Origin of the sequence: Edwardsiella ictaluri ATCC 33202 (assembly GCF_000264785.1) — a bacterium.
GTDB lineage: Bacteria > Pseudomonadota > Gammaproteobacteria > Enterobacterales > Enterobacteriaceae > Edwardsiella > Edwardsiella ictaluri.
Genome location: NZ_AFJI01000023.1, coordinates 57,242 through 83,556, shown reverse-complemented (window position 1 = coordinate 83,556; position 26,315 = coordinate 57,242). Strand labels below are relative to the sequence as shown.

Below are 26,315 nucleotides of genomic sequence, written 5' to 3'. Positions count from 1 at the left end.
AACCGCTCAGGCCAGGCAGTCCGCAATCGCGTCCCGCACGACATCATGGCTTACCCCTGCGAACACCTCCGCGCTACCGATAGCGGTCGGCAACACCAGCCGCAGGGTTCCGCCCAGCACCTTCTTATCACGCAGCATATGCGGCAGATAGGCGTCAGGGATCATACCAGCCGGCCCCTGCACCGGCAGCCCGGCGCGCGTCAGTAGCGCCGACATACGCTCGGCCTGCTGCGGCTGCAGATAGCCCAGACGGCAGGCCACGCGGGCCGCCATCATCGTCCCCGCGGCCACTGCCTCGCCGTGCAGCCAGTTGCCATAGCCCATCTCAGCCTCGATGGCATGACCAAACGTATGGCCGAGATTCAACAGCGCCCGGCGGCCCTGCTCACGCTCATCCTCCGCCACCACCTGCGCCTTCAGCTCGCAGCAGCGGCGGATACAGTAGACCAGCGCGGACGGCTCCAGACGCAGCAGCGCATCCATCTGCGTCTCAAGCCAACGGAAAAAATCGGCATCCATGATGATGCCGTATTTAATGACCTCCGCCAGCCCGGAGGCGAGCTCGCGCAGTGGCAGGGTCTGCAGACAGTCGATGTCGATCGTCACGCTGGCCGGCTGATAAAACGCGCCGATCATATTCTTACCCAGCGGATGATTGACCGCAGTCTTCCCGCCCACCGAGGAGTCCACCTGCGCCAACAGCGTTGTCGGCACCTGAATGAAGCGCACACCGCGCTGATAGCACGCGGCGGCAAAACCGATCAGATCGCCGATCACGCCGCCCCCCAACGCCACCAGCGTGGTATCCCGCCCGTGGTTGTTCTCCAGCAGCGCGCTGAATACCCGCTCCAGTACGCTCAGTGACTTAAACTGCTCACCGTCGGGCAGGATCACCTGCCCGACGCGTACGCCTGCCCGCTCCAGCGTGCGCTGAACCGGCGCCAGATACAGTTTGGCCAGGGTTTCGTTGGTGACCAGCATGGCCTGCTCGCCGGAGCGCAGCGGCCAGAAAGCCGCCTCCTGTGAAAAAAGCCCACTGGCGATGCTGATCGGGTAGCTGCGCTCCCCGAGCGTTACGGTTATCCTTTCCACGGCCTGCCAGCCCCCCTGTTACAACGCTAGTTCCTCAGCCAACCGTTCAGTTGTTTTCCAGCAAATGGATAATCTGGTTGGCCACCACTTTGGCGCTCTGCTCATCCGTGCGGATAGTCACGTCGGCAATCTCCTCATACATCGGATTGCGTTCCTGCGCCAGCTGCTCCAGCACCTCGCGCGGCGTATCTACCTGCAGCAACGGACGCTTTTTGTCACGCTGAGTGCGCGCCAGCTGTTTTTCAATGGTAGTTTCCAGATAGACAACCACGCCCCTCGCGGACAGGCGATTACGGGTCTCGCGGGATTTGACGGAGCCGCCCCCGGTCGCCAGCACGATGCCTTGCTTTTCCGTCAGTTCATTGATGACTTTCTCTTCGCGATCGCGAAAGCCCTCTTCGCCCTCAACGTCAAAGACCCAGCTCACATCAGCGCCGGTACGACGTTCGATCTCCTGGTCGGAGTCGAAGAATTCCATGTTCAGCTGCTGCGCTAACTGACGGCCAATAGTACTTTTGCCGGCACCCATAGGCCCAACCAGAAAGATATTGCGTTTCTCTGCCATGTTTTCGGTACTACTAAGACAATACGTTAATGATAACCCGCCCCGCCAATCGAATTAGCGACGGGACCGAAACTGAAACCTCATGAAGATAGTGCGAGATCAGACGAAAAATTATCTCAACACTCAAGGCTGTTTGGCAACCGAATAAATTTCCGCGCGGCGCGATACACAAACCAGACCCAGTGTACGACAGGAAATACGGGACGGAACAAGGCGCAAACCGCTAACCTTGTATGCCAAATCCATCCCAGCGTCAAACGCGGAAGCAATTCATGTGATAAAAATTTTTAGCCACGCGCCGGCGGGCGCAGCGTTCGAGGGAGAAGAGAAGAGGCAGAAAGCAGGGTCGGCGTAATAAAAATCACCAGTTCGCGCCGCCCGCTGCGCTGGCTGTCGCTGCGCAGTAAATGGCCCAGCAGCGGTACATCGGCAAGCCAGGGAAAACCGATGCTATCCACCTGACGCTGATACTGAAAAATACCGCCCAGCATCGCCGTGTCGCCGTCGGCCAGAGTAACCTGGGTCGTAATTTCCTGTTTATCGATAGCCAGTGCCTCGCTGTCACCCTGACGCACTACGCGCCCCGGCATGTTCTGGCTTATCTGCAGCGCCAGCTCGATACGCGCATCGGCCAATATCCGTGGTGTGACCGACATACCCAGCACCGCCTCCTTGAACTCCATGGTACTCACACCACGCTCGCCGCCGGAGACGGCATAGGGGAGCTCACTGCCCTGTTTTATGCTGGCAGTCTGCCCATGGGCAGCCATCAGATGCGGACTGGCGATGATCGCCACCTTATCCTGCCGCTCCAATGCCGCAAGCGCGACTGCCAGCGTCTGGCCACCGATGCGGGCTACCTGAAACCCCGCGCTGAAATAGGCATCCGCCGCACCGCGTAACGTATCCTGCCCTCGTGATCGTTGGTCACCGCTGCTCCAGCGGATCCCCAGTTCACGCAGCCCTTCTTGGCTGATAGAGACAATATGGGCCGCCAGCTGTACCTGCGGCAGTGGTACATCCAACTGAGCAATCCAGTCGCGCAGCGGCGCCAGACGGGCGACCTCCGCCCTCAGCAGCAGGGCATTAGTTCGACTGTCAGCCACCGCGCTGCCCGTCTCACCCAGCAAATCGCGACGCTGACGCAGGCTTTTCTCCACCGTGGCCGCATCAGCATAGTGCAGCACCACGCGCTGGCTCCGCATCTGCGGCGGTTTGGGCGGCGCAGGCGCCGCAGCGGGCCTGATCTGTCGCGCCGCACGCGCACGGCTTTGGATCAGCAGTATCCCATCGCGCCGTACCACGCTGAGATCGTGGATCTCCGCCAGAGCATCAAGTACCCGTGGCCACGGAGTGTGGGCAATATGTACCGTCGCCTCTCCACGCACCTCCTCACTGAGGATCAGATTCAGCCCGGCAAACTCCGCCACCGCCTGCAGCACGCTGGACAGGGGAGCGCGATCGAACCAGAGCGTCAGGGGCATCGCCTGCCCCGTCGGACTCATGACCAGCAGCACCGCGAGAGCTGCGACATACGCAGGAAGACATCTCATGTCCCCTCGCCCTCCCGACGCGCCGCCAAAGGGATAAGGCGCGGACAGCGAAAGGGATATAGCGTCAGCGGCGTAAAACGTAGCGTCAATGAACGGGACAAGGCAGGACTCGGTGAGGCGGGCAGCGCCGCTGGCCGCCAACGGCCAATCTCATCGCGCAGCCACAGAGAAAAACAGGGCGTCCGACCGACGATCCCGACGGCGCTGACCGCCGCGGACGTTGCCGTGGCGCGCTCGGGAGGCTGGAAAGGATCCCGTGCAGCGTCGCAGCCACACGCCAGCAGCAGCGCCCCCCATCTGATGCCACACGCCCTCATTCGTCCTCCTGCTCCACCCAGGTTATATGCACCCCCTGCGCGAGCGGCGTGATCGTCAGCGTACTCACACGCTGACCGCAGTCGGACAGGGTATCCAGCGTCTGCAGCAGCGCGCTGAATGTCATGTCAGCAGAGATATGACGCCGCCCGTCGCTCTGGATCTGCCAAGAAAGTGCGACGTTATGTACCGGAGCACATCGCGCCTGACGTGCTGCCTGTGCGATCGCGACGACATCCGCCTGCCAGAGCCGCAGTTCAGTCGCCCAGCGCTGAACCTGCAGCATCGCTGCCTGCGCAGTACCCTCCGTCAGTTGGATGCGCAGCCGCTGCTGCTCCAGCGTGTGCCTGAGCCACAGTCCGGCCAGCAGCGACATCAGAAGCAAAAAAACACCGCCCCACAGCCATTGATGCAGCGCACGTGGTGATAAGGTATACAGTCTACCCTGCAACGACAGCAGCAGTTCACTCATGGCACCCCTCCATCGCACAGAGGCGCAGCGTAAACTGCCAGCGACCATCGTCAGCACGACGCAGCCCCAACCACCGCCACGCCGCCATATGCAGGGCAAAATCGGCCACCTCCTGCCGGGATTCACCCTGCCCCTCCAAGAGCCAATACGGCGGTTGATGGAGCAGGCGCGTCAGCCACACCGCATCAGGGATCGTGGCCTGCACCTGACGCAGCTGCTGTGCCAGCCCCGCCACCGTCGCGCCCGGCAGCGCGGCCCCAGAAGGCCCGGATGCCGACTCACGCTGCAGAGAGGCGGACAGTGCATCCAGCCTCTGTTGAAGCTGGCGCTGAGCTGTCTCCCGCTGGCGGGTCTGCTCTGCGACCAACCTGACCAACGGCGCCCGACGCTGACGCAGCAGACACTCGGCACTCATCCCCAGCGCAGTGAACGCAGGTATTCCCAGCACCAGCGTCAGCCATAGCATACGAAGACGCGCCCGGCGCCGGGCCTCACGCCAAGAAAGCAGATCTATGTCATCCACAGCGGTGACTCCGGCATCACGGCCAGCCCCAGCGCGAGGCAAAACGCCGCGGGATCGGCGGGCAGCGGGGAGACGAGATGACGTACGGCGCGCAGGCCGGACCACCCCCGGTGGCCACTATCGCTACCGCAGTGCAGCGGCGCGACGCCGTCGGCCACACCGGGCGGCAGCGCGGCCACGGCCTGGGCACAGGCCGCCTCTGGGCCGTCGCTGAGGGAAACAAAGCCATACTGTAGTGGTGATCCCCAGGGCGCTATCCAGCAAAAGCGATACCCATCGCCGTAGATCAACGGCGCTGCTGGGCTCTCCCCGGCCAGACGAGCCAAACGCCGCAATGCACAGGGTGCCAGCGTTAAGCGCTGCAGCGGTAAGCCTGCGCTGTCGAACAGCGCGCACCACCGATCGCGCTGCGCGCGGTGCACGGCACACACCTGCCAGCGCCCGCCCCCCTCGGGCGCGGGGGCGAAATCACAGGCCAACTGGTGTGCGGGCAACATCAGCTGACGCTCTCCCTGCGCCAACAGCAGGCGATGCCGCTGCCAGGGGGTCAGGGGAAGCGTGCTGCCCGGCAGCATATCGCGGATCGCCCGCTCGGCGGGAAAAGCCGCCCGCACTGACAGCCGACGCGGCAAACGGGCGCGCAGCGTAGTCAGCGTCGCGGGCAGCGAGGGAGAGAGGCCATCCCGATCCGGGTCAGCCGTCAGCGGCAGTCGCCACCAACCGCGCAGCTGGATGCCATCGCGGCGCGCCGAGAGCGCCACGGCGACCAGCTGAGCGGGCTGAATATCGATCCCCAAGCGCCAATGACCGCCCCCCATGCCGCGCCTCCTTATCATCAACTTACTAAAAGAACGTATCCTCTGTGTCTGCTAGCCTTTATACTACTGCCCGTTTGTTTATAAACTGCCCAACTGACATGTAATGGGAAATTCCAGGTGAAGTTCGTAAAGTATTTAATCATCCTCGCGGTCTGTTGCATTCTGCTGGGAGTCGCTGCGGTATTTGGCCTGTACAAATACGTTGAGCCGCAGCTCCCGGACGTTGCAACGCTGAAAGACGTGCGGCTACAGACACCGATGCAGGTGTACAGCGCCGACGGCTATCTCATCGCCCAATATGGTGAAAAGCGCCGTATTCCGCTGCCGCTCACGCAGATCCCCCCGCTGATGGTCAAGGCGTTTATCGCTACCGAAGACAGCCGTTTCTTCGAACACCACGGCGTTGATCCTATCGGCATCTTCCGTGCCGCCTCCGTCGCCCTGTTTACCGGGCATGCCTCGCAGGGCGCCAGTACCATCACTCAGCAGTTGGCCAGGAACTTTTTCCTCAGCCCAGAGCGAACGCTGATGCGTAAAATCAAGGAGGCCTTTCTCGCCATTCGCATCGAGCAGCTATTGAATAAAGACGAAATTCTCGATCTTTACCTCAATAAAATTTATCTGGGCTATCGCGCCTACGGCGTCGGCGCTGCAGCGCAGGTCTACTTTGGCAAATCCGTCGATCAGCTCACGCTGAGTGAAATGGCCATGATCGCGGGCCTGCCCAAAGCACCGTCCACCTTTAATCCACTCTACTCCCACGATCGTGCTGTCGCCCGCCGCAACGTCGTGCTTAGCCGGATGCTGGATGAACACTACATCACCCAGGCACAGTATGATCAGGCACGCAGCGAACCGCTGGTCTCCCGCTACCACGGGCCTGAGATCGACTTCTCCGCCCCCTATCTGGCCGAAATGGTGCGCCAGCAGATGGTGGAGAAATACGGTGAAAATGCCTATACCGACGGCTTTAAGGTCTACACCACGATCACCAAACACTTACAGGTTGCCGCCCAAACGGCACTGCGTAATAACGTGATCAATTACGATATGCGCCATGGCTACCGCGGCCCCTCCAACGTACTGTGGAAAGTCGGGCAGTCTGCCTGGAGCCAGCAGCGGATCACCGATACGCTTAACGGTCTACCCTCCTACGGCCCGCTACTGCCAGCTGTTGTGATGTCGGCCGATGCCGACAGCGCTACGGCCATGTTAGCCAACGGCAACAGCGTTGCGCTGCCGCTGACGACCGTGCGCTGGGCCCGCCCTTACCGCAGCGATCGCGTGCAGGGTGCCACACCGCGTAAAGTCAGCGATGTCCTGCAGCCGGGACAACAGATTTGGGTGCGTCAGGATGGCGATAAGCACTGGTGGTTGGCACAGGTGCCGGACGTCAACTCCGCCCTGGTCTCCATCAGCCCGCAGGATGGTGCCATCAAGGCACTGGTCGGTGGTTTTGACTTTAATCAGAGTAAATTTAACCGGGTCACTCAATCGGTGCGCCAGGTCGGATCCAATATCAAACCGTTCCTGTACACCGCCGCCATGGATAAGGGGCTGACGCTGGCGACCATCCTAAACGATCTGCCCATCTCCCGTTGGGATGCCGGTGCAGGTACCGATTGGCGGCCCAAAAACTCACCGCCAACCTATGCCGGTCCCATTCGCCTGCGTCAGGGTCTCGGTGAGTCGAAAAACGTGGTAATGGTACGTGCCATGCGCGCCATGGGTGTCGATTACGCCGCAGACTATCTGCTGCGCTTCGGCTTCCCCGCACAGAACATCGTGAAGACCGAATCCCTGGCGCTGGGCTCAGCCAACTTTACCCCACTACAGCTGGTACGCGGCTACGCCGTCTTTGCCAACGGCGGCTATCTGGTCGACCCCTACTTCATCACCAAGGTCGTCGACGGCAGCGATCAGACGATCTATGAAGCTCATCCGAAGGTCGTATGCGACAGCTGTAATCTACCGGTTATCTACGGCCCGACGCCGAAGTCAGCGGTATTGAGCGACGACAGTGTAGAAAACGTCGCTGTCTCAACGACCCCGAGCGTGAACGGCAACGTGCCGATGCCGGAGCTGGAGCAGGTCACGCCAAGTCAGGTCAGTCAGGATAGCGATCAGCGCTATGCGCCGCACGTTATCAGCACGCCGCTGGCCTTCCTGATGCACGATGCGCTGAGCAGCAACATCTGGGGAGAACCGGGCTGGATGGGAACCGGGTGGCGCGCGATGCGCGATCTGAAGCGCCACGATATCGGCGGGAAAACCGGCACGACCAACAGCTCCAAAGACGCCTGGTTCTCCGGTTACGGTCCGGGTATTGCTACCAGCGTCTGGATAGGCTTTGACGATCATCGTCGCGATCTGGGACGCACCACCGTATCTGGGGCCCTGAAGGATCAGATTTCCGGCGGTGAGGGCGGAGCCAAGAGCGCCCAGCCGGCATGGGACGACTTTATGAAGTCGGCGCTGACCGGAATCCCCGAGCAGCCGCTGCCGCCGCCACCGGACATTGTCAGCGTCGTTATCGACAGGGCGACCGGCAAGCTGGCCACCGGCAGCGGTAACAGCCGTAGCGAGTACTTCATTGAGGGGACCCAGCCGACGGACTATGCTACGCCGGATGCCGGCACCGTGATCATCAACAATGAGGGGCAGAGTCAGGAGCTATTCTGATAGCCCCCCTCATTTTCACTAATGGGAAAGAGCCGTCAGACCTGACGGCTCTCCATAAATAAAGACAGGCATAGAGAGTTGTTGTTGTCTACTGAGTATTCAACCAAAAAGTAAGCCACTCCTTTATGCCTGCTTCTCAGGTTTTCCATAAATTTTTCAGCCAGCCACTGACCTCCCCCCACCAGCACCGTAGAAAACGCAGCTTAATATGACCGTTACTCTGAGCCGCACCGCTTCGCCCCACACCAGTATCGGTGCACGTTAAACACAAGATGAGGGTTACCGATAAGCATCTCAGCCGTAATCCCATATTCAGTGATCTCCCCACGGTTTATCCGCAACAGGTGTCCTGTCCCGTATCACCCGTAGCCTCTCACTGTATTATTGCCGCGGTCTGGCGTAGCTATCCTTCATCAGAACTCAGCGGCGGTGGGTCAGCCCGTTGTGAGGACAGGACTATCCTGATGATGAATAAAGTTATCTCCTCCCATGAACAGCATAGCGCCAGTATTCAGAACGCATTCCCTGATCAAATGGCGGCCGCATAGGCCGGAATATCACCTCATCCGTTAAGCCCCGCTATCTGGTCTTTAGGCGGCTGGCGTATAACCCCAGCCATGACTGCATCGGATATTTTCATACGGTTCACAAAAAAGCAGACGGCAGGACAAGCAGGAAATACCTCTCGGGCACAGACGGAAACACCGGAAAAACGCCCGCCCACCGTGGCGGCCTTTTACCAACCTGATGGGGAGTGCGCCGTAGAAGAGAGTGAGCATTTACAGTTGCCGGGTGCGGATAGCACAGAGTGTTCGTGATGAGAAAAGTGAACGTTATGGTCTGAGCCAGGGAGATATGCTGATCTTTATACTATGTCTGATCTATAGCATTATGAATGTGGCTTACAAAGTATTCCCCTGAAAAATGGATAAGCAAGCAGTGTAAAATCGAGATCGGGGTTATCGCCTCTCACATTGGGTGAAACTGCGCTCCACCAGTCACTGGGAATACTGTCGGGGATGCCCCTTGGCAAGATGTATACTGACATAGCATGAACTACAGAAACACATCACAGTGTACTGCCCATGTTTCTGGGGGCAGGCTACCAGGCTCCCTTTTATCCACATTCACTCACATCGTCCTAGGCGGTGCGGCGCAGTAGAAACTCCCGCAGCAAAAACAGCGCGCTCACGTTGCGGGCCTCGTGAAAATCGGGCTCCTGCAGCAGTGCCATCATCTGGTCCAGCGGCCAGCGGATCACCGGCATCATCTCAGGCTCATCGCCCTGCAGGCGCTGAGCGAACAGATTTTCTGCTACCACCACGTTCATCTGACTGGAGAAATAGGAGGGGGCCATCGTGAGCTTATGCAGCAGGGTAAAACGCTGCGCCCCAAAGCCGGCTTCTTCCATCAGCTCACGGTTGGCCGCCTGGAACACCCGCTCACCGGGATCGATAAGCCCCTTGGGAAAACCCAGTTCATACTCCTCAATGCCGACCGCATATTCCCGGATCAGTAGCAGATCGTCCCCCAGTATAGGAACGATCATCACCGCCTCGAGGCCTGACGGACGCATACGCTCATACACCCGGCGCACCCCGTTGCTAAACTCCAAATCAACGGACTCGACGTTAAATAAGCGTGAGTGCGCCACGGTTTCAACGCCCAAGATCCTGGGCTTCTTAGTGGAACTATCCATACTCAACCCGACATCCTAAAGATATGCGTTCGCACCGGCCGACGGCGGCCCGGCATGATAAACCGTTTGTGCTCGCAAAGACACCTTACGGCATTGTGCGCAGATGCTCATATTTTCGCAACATATGTTGCCGTTATTTTACCAACGCTGTCGAACCACAACACGGTCAGGAAGGAGACTTGTTCCGATAATCCCACCCCTATGGTAGGAAAAATCGGACAATACCGATATGATCGCTAAGTGGGTATGTTAGGCTGAGTCATGGGAAAACGAGCGCCCCAGAAAAGCAAACTCATTCCATAGCATATAATTACATTCATAATAATCACTGTGACTGCACTTCCTCTATCACCTTACGGCAGTACGCTGCGTTTTTTGCGGCTATATCCACGCCGCCGGGCAGAGAAAGGGCAAAACAGCAGCGCGATGATCACCGTGGGAGAGTCGACGTGAATGTATCCATCGCACTCCTATATCTTATCCCCACAGCGGTTATTATCGGGTATATCTATTGGTACACAATGAAGAGAGCGTCGCGGTTGTCTGCATCCTTTCCCTTTGTCAAAACCAAACAGCGTAAACTGAATCCGGAAGAGCGCCAGGCGATTGCGGCCTATCTACGTGGACTGGATACTGCATCAGAGAGCGCCGACCCGATGCTGACACTGCGACACCAACGTCTGATGCCGCAAGGGGATCGGGTGTACTCCGTGACTCACGCGATCACCCGCTATGCCCTGGCAGGCGATACGCCCAGCCAACACCGCTACTTCCTGGATAACCAAGAAATCCATCTGCCCGCGTGCTGGGAAAAGTACATCGCCGATGAAAACAGCCTGGAGCTGATCAAAACCGCAACGCTGCCGCTGGTCATCACCATTAATGGCCATACGCTGGCCGAGAGCCTGCACAGCCAGCAGCTACCGACGCCGACGCTGGGCGGGGCCGCCTCGATCCGCCGAAGCGAGGGCGATCAGGTCGATCTGTGCGGCGTACGCAGAGAAACCCTGGCCGAATATCAGCTGCACCAGCGCAGCGGTGCCCGCCGCGCCATCCCGACGGCGCTGGCCCTGATTCTACTCGGCGTGGCCCTGATCGTTCCCCCGACCCTGATGCCATGGTTGCTGGCGTTGGCCACGCCGTTTCTGGGCTGGGGGCTCTGGTGCCTATACCGGAAACCCAGCGCCGGGCAATGCAAAGAGATCCATCTGCTGCGCGGGACCCCCAAGCGCTGGGGACTGTTTGGCGAATCCTGCGGTGAACAGCTGAGCAACATCTCCGTCGGCACGCTGGATCTCCTGTATCCGCCCCACTGGCAGCCCTATATTCACCCGGATATCGGCCATCCGACCGATATCGAGATTTACCAAAACCGTCAGGTGGTGCGCCAGGGTCGCTTCCTCTCTCTCAGCGACGAGGCTACCCAGTTTCCGCTGCAGCCGTGGGGGCGCAATGCGCTGCTGGGCGCGGCTGCGCTGATCGCGCTACTCCTTCTGCTGACCACTCAGTCACTGACTATCCCCCTGAAGATCAGCACCGCCTGGCTACACGGAGCCCAAACCCTCTCAGCTACCAGCGTGAAGCAGCTGACGGAGATGCCGCTACAGGTCGGGGATATCCTGGATCTGCGCGGCAACGGAATGTGCCACGTGCCCACCTTCTATAAAGAGGGCGAACGCTACCCCTTCATGCCCTTCGACTGCAGCGCCATTTACTGGGGCACCGCCTCGCCGATGGCGGAGCCGAGCTCGGATACCATCGATAACGCCGCCGCACTGCAGTCTACCGTCACCCTCCAGCTAACCGTCGGCGACAGCGATAGCAAGGTGAGTCCGGCGCTGGCCAGTGCCATTCAGAAATCGGGGATGATCCTGCTGGATGACTTTGTCGGGATCGTCCTCAAGACCGAGGCCCTGTGCGCTCAGAAAAACGAATGTACCCGGCTCAAGAATTCGCTGGTGAACCTGGGCAACAGTAAATCCTGGCCCGCGCTGCTGAAAAAAGCGCACGGCGGAGGACTGGAAGGAGTCAATGTTCTCATGCGACCGGCCAGCGCCCGCCAGCTGACCAATATCGTCAACAGCGCGGTATCCTCATTTTATTATCGCGAAACCCATAAGGCGGCGCAGCAGCTGGCCGTTACGCCGCCGGGGGGGGTTTTAATCAGCAGCGATGAGGGTCATCAATGGGTCGCTCACCCGCAGCCCAGCGTTTCACTGTATGACTACAGTCCGGTCGATCAGTGGCGCGAGCTGGAAAATCTGTCGCGCCTGCTGCTGAATACCCCTTTCCGGGCCCACGGTGTGATCACGGAGATCAGCACGGATGCCAACGGTACGCGTCATATCATGCTGCACAGCCAGCCGGCTGGGCTAACCCTGTGGCGCTATCTGTTAATGACGCCGCTGCTGCTGGCACTCTGCGTCACCCTGGCAGTCAACGCCACGCTGTTTGTGCGACGCCTGCGCGGCGCGCTGGCGCGAATCCCGGCGATCCAGCATTACTATGAGCAGTGCATCAACCATAAGATCATACCGTTCGATCTTCCACCGCGCCCTTAACGTGCGGCATGACAAGGCGACGTCAGGAAAATATACTGGGCGACGCGATCACGCCCTGCATGCATTTTCCGGAGTACGCCCATGGTTCCCATCCTCGACTGGAATGATATCGACACCGTCCTGCTGGATATGGACGGCACGCTGATCGATCTGGCCTTTGACAACTACTTTTGGCTAACGCTGGTGCCACAGACCTTAAGCGAGACGCGCGGTATTTCCAGCGCCGATGCTCAGGCGCTGATCCAGCGGGAGTACCAGGCGGTAGCCCATACGCTAAACTGGTACTGTTTCGACTACTGGCGCGAGCGCCTGGGGCTGGACATTCACCGCATGACCTTGGAGCAAGGGGCCCGGGTGCAGGTGCGTCAGGATACGTTACCCTTTCTGGATGCCCTGCGCACCAGCGGGCGCCGTACCATTCTGCTGACCAACGCCCACCCGCACGGGCTGGCGATGAAGATGGCACAGACCGGGCTGGATAGCCACCTTGATTTACTCTACTCCACCCACATATTTGGCTATCCCAAAGAGGATCAACGCCTGTGGCAAGCGGTACAGCATCAGTGTGGGCTGGATCCGGCCAGAACGCTGTTTATTGACGATGCCGAACCAATCCTCGATGCCGCGCACCAGTTCGGTATCCGTTACTGCCTGGGCGTCAGCAATCCCGACTCCGGCAGACCAGAAAAACGCTTTTCCCGCCATCCGGCGATGAGTGACTACCGAGCCCTGCTGCCGGCCATCACCACCGGTGGGTCCAATACCGGCAGGAGGCCACAATGAAAGCCAGCGCCAGGCAAGAACAGGAGAGCATACGTCTGGATAAATGGCTGTGGGCGGCCCGTTTTTATAAAACCCGCGCCGTTGCCCGCGATATGATCGACGGCGGAAAAGTACACTACAACGGGGTGCGCGGCAAGCCGAGCCGCAGCGTAGAAATCGGCGCCGAGATCCGCCTGCGTCAGGGCAACGATGATCGTACGGTCATTGTGACTGCCCTCAGCACCCAGCGCGGCGGCGCTGAGCAGGCACGCCAGCTATATCAGGAGACCGCGCAGAGCATTGCCAAGCGCGAGGCGATTGCCCAGGCCCGCAAGATGAATGCGCTGAGCATGCCACACCCGGATCGGCGTCCCGATAAAAAAGAGCGCCGCAATCTGCTTAAATTTAAATACGACCAGTCGGAATGACCGGCGCCTGAAGAGAGAGAACTATGCCCCATCACGACCAATTACATCGCTACCTGTTTGACAATCTGGCCGTACGCGGCGAGCTGGTCAACGCCAGCGCCACCTATGCCCGCATACTGGAAAACCACGACTACCCGGCCGCGGTGCGCGCGCTGCTGGGTGAACTGTTGGTCGCCACCACTCTGCTGACCGCTACCCTGAAGTTCGACGGCGATATCACAGTACAGCTGCAGGGTGACGGTCCGCTGAAGCTGGCGGTGATCAATGGCAACCATCGTCAGGAGATGCGCGGCGTCGCCCGCCTGCAGGGCGATATCGCCGATGGCAGCAGCCTGAAACACATGCTGGGCAACGGTATCATGGTGATCACCATTACACCGAAAGAAGGAGAGCGTTATCAGGGCGTCGTGGCGCTGGAAGGCGATACACTGTCCAACTGTCTGGAGGCCTACTTCATGCAGTCCGAGCAGCTGCCGACCCGCCTGTTTATGTTCACCGGGGAGCAGGACGGTCAACCGGCGGCGGCCGGTATGCTGCTGCAGATCCTGCCGACGCAGCCCAATAACGTTGACGATCTGACTCACCTGTCGCACCTTACGACCACTGTTACCCCGCAGGAGCTGTTTACGCTGCCCGCCAACGAGGTGCTGTACCGCCTGTACAATCAGGAGCAGGTGACCCTGTTTGAGCCACAGCCGATCGCCTTCCTCTGCGGTTGCTCCCGCGGGCGCAGCGCCAGCGCGCTGATGAGCCTGCCACCCCAGCAGCTGGAAGAGCTGTTGGCTGAGCGTGGCAGCATCGATATCCATTGCGACTACTGCGGTAGCCACTACCTGTTCGATCGGGTCGATATCGACGCATTACGTGCCGGAGCACAGCCGGACGAAGCGGGTCAGCTACACTAATAATCGTCTTTCCTCGGGGGAATCATCCCCCGTTTTTATTTATTATTTTATTTTAATTAACTCGGGGAATATTAAAGACAGATTATTCCCTACCTCTTTTTAATGAGGCTCCATTTTTTGATCTCTCTCTCTGTTCTCTATTCAACCTCCTTCTAGAATTTAATCCGCCTGCCAAAATAGAAAACATAAAAATAAAAAACGAATATATTTAATGGGATAATCTATGAAGCATTATTCACGCCGCAGCATTATTGTCGGCGCCGGATTTATCTTGCTGGCACCCGGCATACTGTTATCCAGCTCCACGCGTAAACGGCAGCAGTTTGCCCTGATCCACGATCAGTCAAAGTGTGTCGGCTGCAATGAGTGTATCAACGCCTGCAACCAGCTCAACCGGGTTGCCCCCGGCTACGCCCGGCTGGCCATCATCCCACTGCCTGCCAACGATCCGCACGCGGCAACACCGCCCCACTTCCGTCATGGCTGTCAGCACTGCGATCCGGCGCCCTGTCTGGAGGTCTGCCCCAGTCAGGCCACCTATCGCGATGCACATGGCCTGATACAAATCGATACCCGTCGCTGCACAGGCTGCGGCTACTGTATCCGCGCCTGCCCCTACCAGGTACGCTATCTGCACCCGCAGCGCCGCGTCGCCGATAAGTGTGACTTCTGCAGCGCAACGCGCCTGCGCCATGGCTATATCCCTATCTGCGTGCGTATCTGTCCCTACCATGCGCTCAGCTTCGGTGAGATTGGCTCTGCGGCATTCGATCTGAAGCTGGCGCTGGCGCCCCACTATCAGCATCACCTGGCTGGCACACGCCACAGCCGCGTCTACCGCCTCACCGCAGATGACTAGGAGCCGCCCATGACCGCCGAACAGCTGCAATCCTACCTCATGCAACGCACCGTCGTTGATTCACCCGATGCGTGGCCAGAATGGCTGATAACACTGGCGCTGGCCTGGCTTGGGCTGTGTGCACTGCTGATACTGCATGCCCTACTGCACCGCCGTCTTCGCCCCCTACCTGCGGTACGTAGCGGTGCTGAGCATCTCTATCTTTACCCACGCACCCTGCGACTGTGGCACCTGCTCAATGCACTGCTGTTCCTGTTTTTACTGTTCAGCGGACTGCTGCTCCATGCGGTCCCACTCCCCCTGGCGGCCACCCGCTGGCTGGTGCGCTGGCATCCCTACGCAGGTTATCTGCTACTGGGACTGTGGTGTGGTTTTATCCTGCTCAACGCGCTGGGCACCAATGGCGTTCACTACCATATCCGCTGGCGGGGGATCGCGACGCGCTGTCAGCGTCAGGCCCATTTTTACCTGATCGGTATTTTTCACGCGGAGCCGCATCCCTTCCACGCCAGCCCAACGCAAAAGTTTAACCCGCTACAGCAGCTAGGCTATTGCACGATAATGTATCTCGTGGTGCCTGCGCTATTGCTCAGCGGTCTCGGCCTCGCCCATCCCCTATTCCTGCCCGAAGGAACCGCCTACTGGGTATTACAGGGACACCTTTTACTCTCATTCTTTATTTTAATGTTTATTAGCGTACATATTTATCTCTGCACGCTGGGTGACACGCCCAGAGAAATTTTTATGGCCATGGTGGATGGCTATCACCGCCACCATGCAACAGAAAATAAATAAATGGCGGAAAATAAAAAAACACCACACCGCTGAATATAATACTCCATCGCACCGCGCTTTATTAAGTCAAGGAGCTGACGATGAAAATACCCACCCGCTTAATCTGTCTCATTATAGGAATGTGCTGTACGTCATTAATGGCGGCATCAGAGCTGGTCGCCCAACCGTTACCGCAGACCGAGACGGCATCGACGGCGCGTGTCGACCTCAACCGCAACGACGGTATTCCAGAAAAGCCTCGTACTCTGCTGGAGTACGTAGGGCAAGAAAAGGATTTTTTCGCCTATCTGCGTGAACATCACCCGATGTTCAAGTACGAGTCCGCCGGTCGCCTGGTTGGGCAATACAGCATCAGCGATCGCCAGGAGGAGTTTGTCGACTTCGGTGGCGGCAACAAATATGCCGCCAAGCAGGGCCGCCCAACCGCGATCACCTACCGGCTCGGCTTTGAGTCTATTCTCGACTTCCCCAATAAATATGTCGGCCCGGAGAAGTGTGGCGAGTGCCACCCGGCCCAGTACCAAGCCTGGGAACGTTCACGCCACGCCAAAACCGTCCGATTCCCCAGCGAAATGGTTGAAATTCCCGACGGCGATCTGAACCGTGGACTGTACGGTAGCAAGGCTTCCGTCTTACCCGAGGGCATTACGGCAGACGCCATTTACGCGGTGATTGGAACGCCGCGGACCAAATATGGTTTTATCGATGGCTGGATGGTCCGCGGAACCTATCATATCGAGGGTGGGCTGCTCAGGGACGGCACCGGCTCCATGGTTGCCGGCGGTAATCAGTTCTCCCGCGGGTGGGCCCAGTTCATCACGCCGGACATGGCGAAAAAGATCGCCAGCTTCGTCCCGGGATTCCCCACCAAGCTGGAGGACTTCGGCTCCCAGGGGTCCAGCGTCTGGGGTATGACCTCTTACGGCGCGTCCAACCGTACCCGAATGCTGTTTCAGCCTGCCAGCGCCTACTGTGAGGTGTGCCACTCCATGAAGTTTGACTTCAACAGCAGCGAGGAGTTTATCGCCGCGCTGGGCAAACCGGATGAGTTGCGCAAACATACCATCGCCAAGGGAATTAGCTGCGAAGAGTGCCATGGCGCGGGCGCCCATCTGTACGGCGCCCGCGGGGCCGGTATCCCCTCAAACTGCGAGCGCTGCCATCAGCGCTTCGCATACAATGAGGCCGATGCCGAGGCCAACCCGCTAAAACCATTTAACAGCTATTTCAAATCATCCTGCCCCTCCTGCGGCACCGAGGGTTCGCAGATGTACAACACCGTCCACTACGAGAAAGGCATGCGCTGCAGTACCTGCCACGACCCCCATGCCGTCACCGCCAATGACTGGAAGGAGGGCTTTACCAAGACCACGCTGAAAAAGCAGTGCCAGGATTGCCACACCGAGCAAGCCCAATTTTTTGCTCAGGGCGATACCCACGGGCAAAGCAGCTGTACCGCCTGTCATATGCCCAATATGGGGAGCTGTGAAAACTTTGCCACGATCCAGTTCCCCGATATGGCCGGATTCGACAACGTACGGCGCGCCCATATCTGGAAAATCCGGGTAGACGAAACGGCAAAAACCCTCAATCCCCCGGAGGGAAAGCCCCGCACTGCTGATGTCAAAGGCTGGACCATCGCCAAGCAGGATGGCAAACCTTACCTGGATCTGATGTGGTCCTGCGGACGGACAGCATTCAGCGATGGCGACGTGGTCGAAGGCGGCGGATGCCACAGTCCGGTACAAACGGTGCTCTCTGAACGACTGCAGTTTAAGGATCAGGAGAGCATCTATGCCAAGGTGATGGAGTGGCAAACACCGGTCAGGGACGGCTACGTACGTATTCGTAGCGGGCTGACACGCATCGAAAAACGTCTGGCGAAGACGCCCGATCTGGCCCTGAACGATCAGGTGCAAATCCGGTTGCTCAGCGGCCAGGCGCGTCAGCAGGCTGATCTGATTGAAAAGGATGGCTCTTGGGGGCTACATGCGCCCAACTATGCCAAGGTCCGCATGGAGGAGGCTCTGCTGTATATCGAACAGGCGGAAACGATCCTCAATGGGGGCAAGGCGCCCAAATAACGTCGGTCGCCGGATGCCCAGCGCTGTCCGGCGACGCTTACCACCAAGGAGATCATTATGATGCGCTCCCCGTCACTGACCGCGATACTGATGGCACTGACTATCATCTCCGGTACCGTCTGCGCCGCCGATATGCCAGCGCCAGAGGCCCATGAGCCGTCCGTTATCAGTATGCGGGCGGCCGAGGCACTGCTGGGCAAACCCAACGTCTATTTCCTTGACGCCAATACGCCGGAGATCTGGCAACAGGGGCATATCCCCGGTGCGATCTACATTAATCAGGACAACTGGCCAGCACTGCTACCGACCGATCGTCAGGCCACGCTGATCTTTTATTGTGCCAACCGGCTGTGCATGGCCAGCTATGATGCCGCCGGTACGGCGATGGCCCTCGGCTATCGGCAGGTCTTTCATATGGTGGACGGTATCTTCGGCTGGATCACCTCCGGCCGCACCATCGAAAAAGCGGATGCCGCATAGCGCCGCCTCGGGGTACGTATCCGAAGTACCCCGGGACCTGGACATCAGCCATCTATCCAGGTAATGGCCAATGACGCGCTTTTGACTCAGCATCAGGACGACGGGTCACACCAGGATATCGATCAATAATTGATCCCGTCGGGGATTATCAAAATGGAAGGATCTGCCACAAAATGGATTCCGCTGAATTTTTGTTTTTTTGATGACTATCTCGGTTAACAAACACGTAACCACATACAGTAGACGCAGATAAAAATAACCTATAAGGAGTAGCTCAATGCATGCCAAAGGTTTAACCGCAGCTGATCTCGCCTCCTACGGCATTTCTGACGTTACTGAAATCGTCCACAATCCAGATTATGACCTCTTGTTCAAGGAAGAAACCGCCCCTGGCCTACAGGGCTATGAACGCGGTACCGTTACCTCTCTGGGCGCCGTTGCCGTGGATACCGGTATTTTTACCGGCCGTTCCCCCAAGGATAAGTACCTGGTGCGCGACGACACCACCCGCGATACCGTCTGGTGGTCCGATCAGGGCAAAGGCAAGAATGACAACCGCCCGCTGTCGCCGGAAGTCTGGCAGCATCTGAAGGGGCTGGTGACCCGCCAGCTCTCCAACAAGCGCCTGTTCGTCGTCGATGCCTACTGCGGCGCCAACCCGGACAGCCGCCTGAAGGTCCGCTTTATTACCGAGGTGGCCTGGCAGGCCCACTTCGTCAAAAATATGTTCATCCGTCCAGAGGCGGATGAACTGGCCGGTTTTGAACCCGATTTCATCGTGATGAACGGTGCCAAATGCACCAATCCGCAGTGGCAGGCGCAGGGGCTGAACTCCGAAAACTTTGTCGCCTTTAACCTGACCGAACGCATTCAGCTGATCGGGGGAACCTGGTACGGCGGCGAGATGAAGAAGGGGATGTTCTCCATCATGAACTACCTGCTGCCGTTAAAGGGCATCGCCTCCATGCACTGCTCCGCCAACGTGGGCGAACAGGGCGACGTGGCGATCTTCTTTGGCCTCTCCGGCACCGGGAAAACCACGCTCTCAACCGATCCCAAGCGCCGCCTGATCGGCGATGATGAGCACGGCTGGGACGATGACGGCGTGTTTAACTTTGAGGGCGGCTGCTACGCGAAGACCATTAAACTCTCCGCCGACGCCGAACCCGACATCTACGGCGCCATCACCCGCGATGCGCTGCTGGAAAACGTCACGGTGCGGGCGGATGGCAGCGTCGACTTTGACGACGGCAGCAAGACCGAAAACACCCGCGTCTCCTACCCCATCTACCACATCAAAAACATCGTGAAGCCGGTATCCAAAGCCGGGGCGGCCAAGAAGGTCATTTTCCTTACCGCCGACGCCTTCGGCGTCCTGCCGCCGGTCTCCCGTCTGACCGCGGATCAGACCCAGTACCACTTCCTGTCCGGTTTTACTGCCAAACTGGCCGGTACCGAGCGTGGCGTAACCGAACCGACGCCAACCTTCTCCGCCTGCTTCGGCGCCGCATTCCTGACGCTGCACCCCACCCAATACGCCGAGGTGCTGGTCCGGCGGATGCAGGCGGCCGGAGCTCAGGCCTACCTGGTAAACACTGGCTGGAACGGCAGCGGTAAGCGGATCTCCATCAAGGATACCCGTGCCATTATCGATGCTATCCTCAACGGGGATATCGATCGGGTGGAAACCTTTACCCTGCCGATCTTTAATCTGGCGGTGCCGATCGAGCTGCCCGGTGTCAATCCGGCTATCCTCGATCCGCGCGATACCTACGCCAATCGCGAGCAGTGGCAAGAGAAAGCCCAGGATCTGGCGCAGCGTTTCATCACCAACTTTGATAAATACACCGATACGCCGGCAGGTGCTGCACTGGTTCACGCCGGTCCCCGGCGCTAACTCACGCCCACGCGGATATACGCCACCTGACGTAAAAAAGGATGCCCAAGGGCATCCTTTTTACTGACCATCGGCTCTCTGGCCTGGCGGAGCTTCAGACGCGCTCTTTGCGACGCCCACCGCTGCGCGGTGCGGTATCGGGTGTATTGGAGACGATGACATTAACCCGTCGTAAATAGGCACGGATCTTCAGTCCACCGCGCTCACTGCGGCCAATATCCAGCGAGCCGTGGTGGGCATCGATAATACGCTGAATGATCGCCAGCCCCAGACCGGTTCCACTGGTGGTTCTCGCGCTTTCACCGCGGACAAAGGGCTGGAACAGATGGGCCAGCTGCGCATCGTCGATCCCCGGGCCATCATCCTCCACCTGGAACCAGGCACGCGCACCCTCCATGCCGCTGCTGACCTTGATCCAGCCATTACCGTAGCGGGTCGCGTTCACCACCATATTAACGACAGCCCGCTTAATCGACAGCGGATGCGCATCGATCAACAGCTCGCCGTTGGCCAAATCGGTATCGATCTCACGCTCATAGCCGCTCTCCGCCGCCACGACCTCGGTCAGGATACCGTTCAGATCGCACGCCTCAGTCTGCATCTCCTGACCGGTGCGCAGATAGTCGATAAACTGCTCAATAATGGCGTTACACTCTTCCGTATCCTTATTGATCGACTCCGCCAGATAGGCATCCTGCGGACTCATCATCTCTGTCGCCAGACGAATACGCGTTAGCGGGGTACGCAGATCGTGGCTGACCCCGGCCATCAGCAGGGTCCGATCGTCGGCCAGCTGCTTAACCCCCGCCGCCATCTGATTAAACGCCCGGGTCACCGAGCGCACCTCCGAGGCGCCATACTCACGCAGCGGCGGCGGGATCTTCCCCTTGCCAACCTGCAGGGCGGCATGCTCCAGCTCAACCAATGGTCGATTTTGTATCCGAATAAACAGCCAGGCTCCGCCAATCGCCAGCAGCATAATCGCCAGCGTGTAGCGGAACAACGGTGAAAAATCGCCCTGATGGATCTCCGTCAGCGGCACCCGCACCCAGATATCAGGTGATAGCCAGGTCTTGAGCCAGACCACCGGTGTATTCTTGCTGATTTCAACCCGCACGTCCGTCGGACCGCCCAGCTGCTGAGCCATCTGCTGGCTAAGAAACTGATAATGTTGCGCCCAGCGCAGCCCATTCTCTTCCGCCGCTGAATTGGTGTACAGCGAAATACCAAGCTCGCGGTAAATCTCGCGGCGAAACGCCGGCGGAACCTCCAGCTGGGTACCATCCTCCAGCTGCAGCTTATCCGTCATCAGCATCCGCACCTCATAGGCCAGCACCTTATTGAACTGTTGCAAACTGGGCAGAATGGCAAAGTTCAACACGACCAGGTAGGTCGTCACCAGGCTGACGAACAGTAGCGTGACGATCAGCAACAGGGTACGGGCAAAAGAGCTGCGCGGCGAGAAACGCAGTCGTCTCATGCTTTACTGCCGTCCGGGACAAAGACATACCCCAGACCCCATACGGTCTGAATGTAGCGCGGATGCGCCGGGTCCTCTTCTACCATCCGACGCAGACGGGAAATCTGCACGTCGATGGAGCGCTCCATGGCGCTGTACTCACGCCCGCGCGCCAGATTCATCAGCTTGTCGCGCGACAGCGGCTCTCGTGGATGGCTCACCAGCGCCTTGAGCACGGCAAACTCGCCGCTGGTCAACGGCATCGGCTCATCGTCACGGAACATTTCACGCGTACCCAGGTTGAGCTTGAACTTGCCAAAGTTAATCACGGCGTCCTCTTGGGACGGCGCACCGGGCAGCTCGTTGGCCTGACGGCGCAGCACCGCACGGATGCGGGCCAGCAGCTCACGCGGGTTAAACGGCTTGGGAATATAGTCATCTGCGCCAATTTCCAGGCCCACGATGCGATCTACCTCCTCCCCTTTGGCGGTCACCATAATGATCGGCATCGGGTTGCTCTGGCTGCGCAAGCGGCGGCAGATAGACAGGCCATCTTCACCCGGCAGCATCAGGTCCAGCACCATCAGGTGGAAAGATTCACGCGTCAGCAGACGATCCATCTGCTCCGCGTTAGCGACGCTGCGCACCTGGAATCCCTGTTCAGTCAGATAACGCTCCAGCAGAGCCCGTAGGCGCATATCATCATCAACAACGAGAATTTTGTAATTTTCTTGCATGGTTTACTCCCAAAGGCAGAAAGCCCGGTGCTTATCTGTATAGCGGTATATGGCAATCAGGTTATGGGCCGCCGATATCGCGCGCACCCGAAGTGATCTATTGTCAGAAAAGTCTCTTTATTCAGACAGCAGATAATGGTTTATATTCTAGCCTAAATTGTTACAAAGGTTATTTATCTTATGCTTACGCGAACTTGAATGCACCATCACGCCATTTATTCGCCCACGCGGGCAAAATGGGATAGGCTGTGATGTGCCGCCGCGCACTGCACCTACGCGATGGTGTGGCCGTACGGCGCGGCACTGGACGATGTGGCATCCACTTCAGGTTATAACAGATGAAAACCCCGCTGATTACCCGAGAAGGTTACGAAAAGCTCAAACAGGAGCTGGATTATCTGTGGCGCGAGGAGCGTCCGGAAGTCACCAAAAAAGTGACCTGGGCGGCGAGCCTGGGCGATCGCAGCGAAAACGCAGATTATCAGTACAACAAGAAGCGCCTGCGCGAAATTGACAGACGCGTACGTTATCTTCGTAAGTGCATGAGTATACTTAAAATTGTCGATTACGCCCCGCAGCAGAACGGTAAAGTCTTCTTCGGCGCCTGGGTCGAGGTGGAAAACGAGCGGGGCGATATCAAGCGCTTTCGCATCGTCGGCTATGATGAAATCTTTGGCCGTAACGACTATATCTCCATTGACTCGCCGATGGCCCGCGCGCTGCTGAAAAAAGAGGTGGGCGATGCCGCGACCGTGGCAACGCCGCAGGGTGACGCGGAGTGGTATGTCAATGCCATCAACTACGTCACGTCATAGTCCGCCCGCCTGCGCGGGCTGGCATTTTCCTGACTGACTCCGTATAACGGGGACTTGGCTTTTATCCATCAAGACTATCTAACGCTATGAATGACGCATTAAGCCGTATTATCGCAACAGAACTGCAGGCGCGTACTGAGCAGGTTGACGCCGCCATCCGCCTGCTGGACGAAGGCAATACCGTGCCGTTTATCGCACGCTACCGCAAAGAGGTCACCGGCGGACTGGACGATACACAGCTGCGTCAGCTGGAGAGCCGCCTGATTTACCTGCGGGAGCTGGAGGAGCGTCGCACCACCATCCTTAAGTCGATCGCAGAACAGGGTAAGCTGGATGCGCCGCTGGAAAGCGCCATCCGTACCACTCAAAGCAAAACCGAACTGGAAGATCTCTATCTCCCCTATAAGCCGAAACGGCGTACCCGGGGACAAATCGCCATCGAGGCCGGGCTGGCGCCGCTGGCCGATACGCTGTGGCAGCAGCCGCAGCACGATCCGCAGACCCTGGCGCTACAGTATGTCGATGCCGAAAAAGGGGTGGCCGACGCCAAGGCGGCGCTGGACGGCGCCCGCTATATCCTGATGGAGCGCTTTGCCGAAGACGCCGCGCTGCTGGGCAAAGTGCGCGACTACCTGTGGAAAAATGCCCATCTGGTCTCGCGGGTCAATGAAGGCAAAGAGGACGAAGGCGCCAAGTTCCGCGACTACTTCGACCACCATGAACCCCTCGCCGCCGTGCCCTCCCACCGGGCGCTGGCGATGTTCCGTGGACGCAACGAAGGCATTTTACAGCTCTCCCTCAACCCCGACCCGCAGTGCGACGAGCCGCCGAAAGAGAGCTATGGTGAACAGATTGTCTGCGACCATCTCGGGCTACGATTGACGCAGGCGCCGGCGGATGCCTGGCGCAAAGCCGTAGTCAGCTGGACCTGGCGCATCAAGGTGCTGCTGCACCTGGAAACCGAGCTGATGGGCACCCTGCGCGAACGGGCAGAGGATGAGGCCATCAACGTGTTCGCCCGTAATCTGCACGATCTGCTGATGGCGGCGCCGGCCGGGCTACGCGCGACCATGGGACTGGATCCCGGCCTGCGTACCGGGGTCAAGGTGGCCGTCGTCGACGCCACCGGTAAACTGGTTGCCACCGATACCATTTATCCGCATACCGGTCAGGCGGCCAAGGCGGCCGTCAGCGTGGCCACCCTGTGCCAAAAGCACGGCGTCGAACTGGTCGCTATCGGTAACGGCACGGCGTCGCGCGAGACGGATCGCTTCTATGCCGACGTACAGCGTCAGTTCCCGCAGGTGACGGCGCAGAAGGTGATCGTCAGCGAAGCAGGCGCCTCGGTCTACTCCGCTTCCGAGCTGGCGGCGCAGGAGTTTCCCGGCCTGGATGTTTCCCTGCGCGGCGCCGTCTCTATCGCCCGTCGCCTGCAGGATCCGCTGGCGGAGCTGGTGAAGATCGATCCCAAATCCATCGGCGTGGGCCAGTACCAGCACGACGTCAGCCAAAGCTTGCTTGCCCGCAAGCTGGATGCCGTGGTGGAGGACTGCGTCAACGCCGTGGGTGTCGACCTGAACACCGCCTCGGTCGCGCTGCTGACCCGGGTGGCGGGCTTGAGCCGCCTGATGGCCCAGAACATCGTCAGCTGGCGCGACGCCAACGGCCGTTTTACCAATCGCGAACAGCTGCTTAAGGTCAGCCGGCTGGGGCCCAAAGCCTTCGAGCAGTGCGCAGGCTTCCTGCGCATCACCCACGGAGATAACCCGCTGGATGCCTCTACGGTGCACCCGGAGGCCTACCCGGTGGTTGAGCGGATCCTGGCGAAAACCGAGCAGAGCCTGGCGATGCTGATGGGGAACCCCGATGCACTGCGCGGCCTGAGCCCGAAAGCCTTCACCGATGAGCGTTTCGGGGTACCGACCGTCAGCGATATTCTGCGTGAGCTGGAAAAACCGGGGCGCGACCCGCGTCCGGAATTTAAAACCGCCACGTTTGCCGAAGGGGTAGAGACCCTGGCCGACCTCAGCGTCGGCATGATCCTGGAGGGAACGGTCACTAACGTTACCAACTTTGGCGCCTTTGTCGATATCGGCGTACATCAGGACGGTCTGGTGCATATCTCCTCTCTCGCCCATAAGTTTGTTGAAGATCCGCACAAGGTGGTTAAAGCCGGCGACATCGTTAAGGTGAAAGTCCTCGAAGTCGATCAGGCCCGCCGACGCATTGCCCTGACCATGCGTCTGGATGAGCAGCCCGGCGAAGGCGGGGGCCGTCGCCCGTCGGCCGATCGCAGCGGTGAACGCACACGGCCAGGGCAACGTCCGGCGCGCGCGGGCCACGGCCGCGCCGAGCGCCCGGGAAACAGCGGCAACAGCGCCATGGGGGATGCCCTGGCGGCAGCGCTGGGCAAACACAAGCGCTGACGGCGACATCACGCCCCCTATGGGGGCGTGATGCTCATCACATAATGCAAATCTAAATGAGACTCCATCGCAATTTCATAATGTCTATATTCGTCTTCACCACGAAAATGTAGCTAAAATGTTACATTTAGTTGCCCAATACCACGTGCCTCCCGCCTCTATGCTGATGTCAATCCCACACTCCGAACCTTCCCTCACAATGAATAAATAATATATATCAATATGATATTAATGAATAAATTATAAGGATAGTGGTCCTCTGTCACCGATAACGGTTACGTTTTTTATTCGATAGTATCGGTGCACCAAAAGCCCATATAAAAAGCAGGTACATTCCATTAACCATTTTAACGAATGATTCTCATTTGCGGACTGTTCAAAATAGTGC

At 58.8% G+C, this 26,315-nt stretch carries 22 protein-coding genes; 12 read left to right on the top strand and 10 right to left on the bottom strand.

Going from position 1 to position 26,315, the window contains the following annotated elements:
- Window positions 1–6 precede the first annotated feature (6 nt).
- The 7 genes from aroB to EIEH_RS02770 form a co-directional block, all read right to left on the bottom strand.
- The gene (gene aroB / locus EIEH_RS02795) at window positions 7–1,092 is read right to left on the bottom strand and encodes a 3-dehydroquinate synthase (RefSeq protein ID WP_015872792.1); all 1,086 of its coding nucleotides are present in this window, start codon (window positions 1,090–1,092) and stop codon (window positions 7–9) included.
- Between the two features lie 46 nt (window positions 1,093–1,138).
- Window positions 1,139–1,657, bottom strand: coding sequence for a shikimate kinase AroK (gene aroK, locus EIEH_RS02790; protein ID WP_015872793.1), 519 nt, complete (start codon window positions 1,655–1,657; stop codon window positions 1,139–1,141).
- 287 nt (window positions 1,658–1,944) lie between these two features.
- Window positions 1,945–3,162 (bottom strand): secretin N-terminal domain-containing protein, encoded by a 1,218-nt coding sequence (locus EIEH_RS02785; RefSeq protein ID WP_226092367.1) that lies wholly within the window; start codon window positions 3,160–3,162, stop codon window positions 1,945–1,947.
- A gap of 44 nt (window positions 3,163–3,206) precedes the next feature.
- Window positions 3,207–3,527 (bottom strand): hypothetical protein, encoded by a 321-nt coding sequence (locus EIEH_RS17205; RefSeq protein ID WP_015872795.1) that lies wholly within the window; start codon window positions 3,525–3,527, stop codon window positions 3,207–3,209.
- Complete coding sequence (locus tag EIEH_RS02780; RefSeq protein ID WP_015872796.1) at window positions 3,524–3,997, bottom strand: hypothetical protein; 474 nt, start codon at window positions 3,995–3,997, stop codon at window positions 3,524–3,526. The genes EIEH_RS17205 and EIEH_RS02780 overlap by 4 nt, the downstream gene beginning before the upstream one ends.
- Entirely contained in the window at window positions 3,990–4,520 is a 531-nt protein-coding gene (locus EIEH_RS02775) for a hypothetical protein (RefSeq protein WP_226092368.1), read from the bottom strand. Before EIEH_RS02775 ends, EIEH_RS02780 begins: the two co-directional genes overlap by 8 nt.
- The gene (locus EIEH_RS02770; protein ID WP_015872798.1) at window positions 4,508–5,338 is read right to left on the bottom strand and encodes a type IV pilus biogenesis protein PilM; all 831 of its coding nucleotides are present in this window, start codon (window positions 5,336–5,338) and stop codon (window positions 4,508–4,510) included. Before EIEH_RS02770 ends, EIEH_RS02775 begins: the two co-directional genes overlap by 13 nt.
- 117 nt (window positions 5,339–5,455) lie before the next feature.
- Between EIEH_RS02770 and mrcA the strand changes: the two genes are divergently transcribed.
- Window positions 5,456–8,020 carry a peptidoglycan glycosyltransferase/peptidoglycan DD-transpeptidase MrcA gene (gene mrcA / locus EIEH_RS02765; protein ID WP_015872799.1) on the top strand — a complete coding sequence of 855 codons (2,565 nt, stop codon included), beginning with the start codon at window positions 5,456–5,458 and terminating at the stop codon, window positions 8,018–8,020.
- Between the two features lie 1,141 nt (window positions 8,021–9,161).
- Here mrcA and nudE read toward each other — a convergent pair.
- Window positions 9,162–9,719, bottom strand: a complete 558-nt coding sequence (nudE, locus tag EIEH_RS02760) for an ADP compounds hydrolase NudE (RefSeq protein ID WP_015872801.1) — start codon at window positions 9,717–9,719, stop codon at window positions 9,162–9,164.
- 449 nt (window positions 9,720–10,168) lie between these two features.
- Between nudE and EIEH_RS02755 the strand changes: the two genes are divergently transcribed.
- The 9 genes from EIEH_RS02755 to pckA all read left to right on the top strand — a co-directional run bounded on the left by EIEH_RS02755 (window position 10,169) and on the right by pckA (window position 20,490).
- Window positions 10,169–12,280, top strand: a complete 2,112-nt coding sequence (locus EIEH_RS02755; protein WP_071525678.1) for an IgaA/UmoB family intracellular growth attenuator — start codon at window positions 10,169–10,171, stop codon at window positions 12,278–12,280.
- 81 nt (window positions 12,281–12,361) lie between these two features.
- Entirely contained in the window at window positions 12,362–13,063 is a 702-nt protein-coding gene (yrfG, locus tag EIEH_RS02750) for a GMP/IMP nucleotidase (protein WP_015872804.1), read from the top strand.
- Window positions 13,060–13,470 carry a ribosome-associated heat shock protein Hsp15 gene (gene hslR, locus EIEH_RS02745; protein WP_015872805.1) on the top strand — a complete coding sequence of 137 codons (411 nt, stop codon included), beginning with the start codon at window positions 13,060–13,062 and terminating at the stop codon, window positions 13,468–13,470. Before yrfG ends, hslR begins: the two co-directional genes overlap by 4 nt.
- Window positions 13,471–13,493: 23 nt before the next feature.
- Window positions 13,494–14,375, top strand: coding sequence for an Hsp33 family molecular chaperone HslO (hslO, locus tag EIEH_RS02740; RefSeq protein ID WP_015872806.1), 882 nt, complete (start codon window positions 13,494–13,496; stop codon window positions 14,373–14,375).
- A gap of 223 nt (window positions 14,376–14,598) precedes the next feature.
- A complete protein-coding gene (locus EIEH_RS02735) occupies window positions 14,599–15,234 on the top strand; it encodes a 4Fe-4S dicluster domain-containing protein (RefSeq protein ID WP_015872807.1) in 636 nt (211 codons plus the stop codon).
- A gap of 9 nt (window positions 15,235–15,243) precedes the next feature.
- Complete coding sequence (gene phsC / locus EIEH_RS02730; protein WP_015872808.1) at window positions 15,244–16,029, top strand: thiosulfate reductase cytochrome B subunit; 786 nt, start codon at window positions 15,244–15,246, stop codon at window positions 16,027–16,029.
- A gap of 80 nt (window positions 16,030–16,109) precedes the next feature.
- A complete protein-coding gene (locus EIEH_RS02725) occupies window positions 16,110–18,113 on the top strand; it encodes a cytochrome c3 family protein (RefSeq protein ID WP_172468358.1) in 2,004 nt (667 codons plus the stop codon).
- Between the two features lie 57 nt (window positions 18,114–18,170).
- Window positions 18,171–18,593, top strand: coding sequence for a rhodanese-like domain-containing protein (locus EIEH_RS02720; protein ID WP_015872810.1), 423 nt, complete (start codon window positions 18,171–18,173; stop codon window positions 18,591–18,593).
- Window positions 18,594–18,870: 277 nt separating this feature from the next.
- Window positions 18,871–20,490 carry a phosphoenolpyruvate carboxykinase (ATP) gene (pckA, locus tag EIEH_RS02715; protein ID WP_015872812.1) on the top strand — a complete coding sequence of 540 codons (1,620 nt, stop codon included), beginning with the start codon at window positions 18,871–18,873 and terminating at the stop codon, window positions 20,488–20,490.
- 94 nt (window positions 20,491–20,584) lie between these two features.
- On the opposite strand, the gene envZ is transcribed toward pckA, so the two are convergent.
- On the bottom strand, window positions 20,585–21,970 hold the full coding sequence (gene envZ, locus EIEH_RS02710; protein ID WP_015872813.1) for a two-component system sensor histidine kinase EnvZ: 1,386 nt from the start codon (window positions 21,968–21,970) through the stop codon (window positions 20,585–20,587).
- Entirely contained in the window at window positions 21,967–22,686 is a 720-nt protein-coding gene (gene ompR, locus EIEH_RS02705; RefSeq protein ID WP_005290509.1) for an osmolarity response regulator transcription factor OmpR, read from the bottom strand. The genes envZ and ompR overlap by 4 nt, the downstream gene beginning before the upstream one ends.
- Window positions 22,687–23,024: 338 nt before the next feature.
- On the opposite strand from ompR, the gene greB reads away from it, so the two are divergent.
- Together greB and EIEH_RS02695 are read left to right on the top strand one after the other, a co-directional pair.
- Entirely contained in the window at window positions 23,025–23,501 is a 477-nt protein-coding gene (greB, locus tag EIEH_RS02700; protein ID WP_015872814.1) for a transcription elongation factor GreB, read from the top strand.
- A gap of 86 nt (window positions 23,502–23,587) precedes the next feature.
- Window positions 23,588–25,927, top strand: a complete 2,340-nt coding sequence (locus EIEH_RS02695) for a Tex family protein (RefSeq protein WP_015872815.1) — start codon at window positions 23,588–23,590, stop codon at window positions 25,925–25,927.
- The last annotated feature ends 388 nt before the right edge of the window (window positions 25,928–26,315 follow it).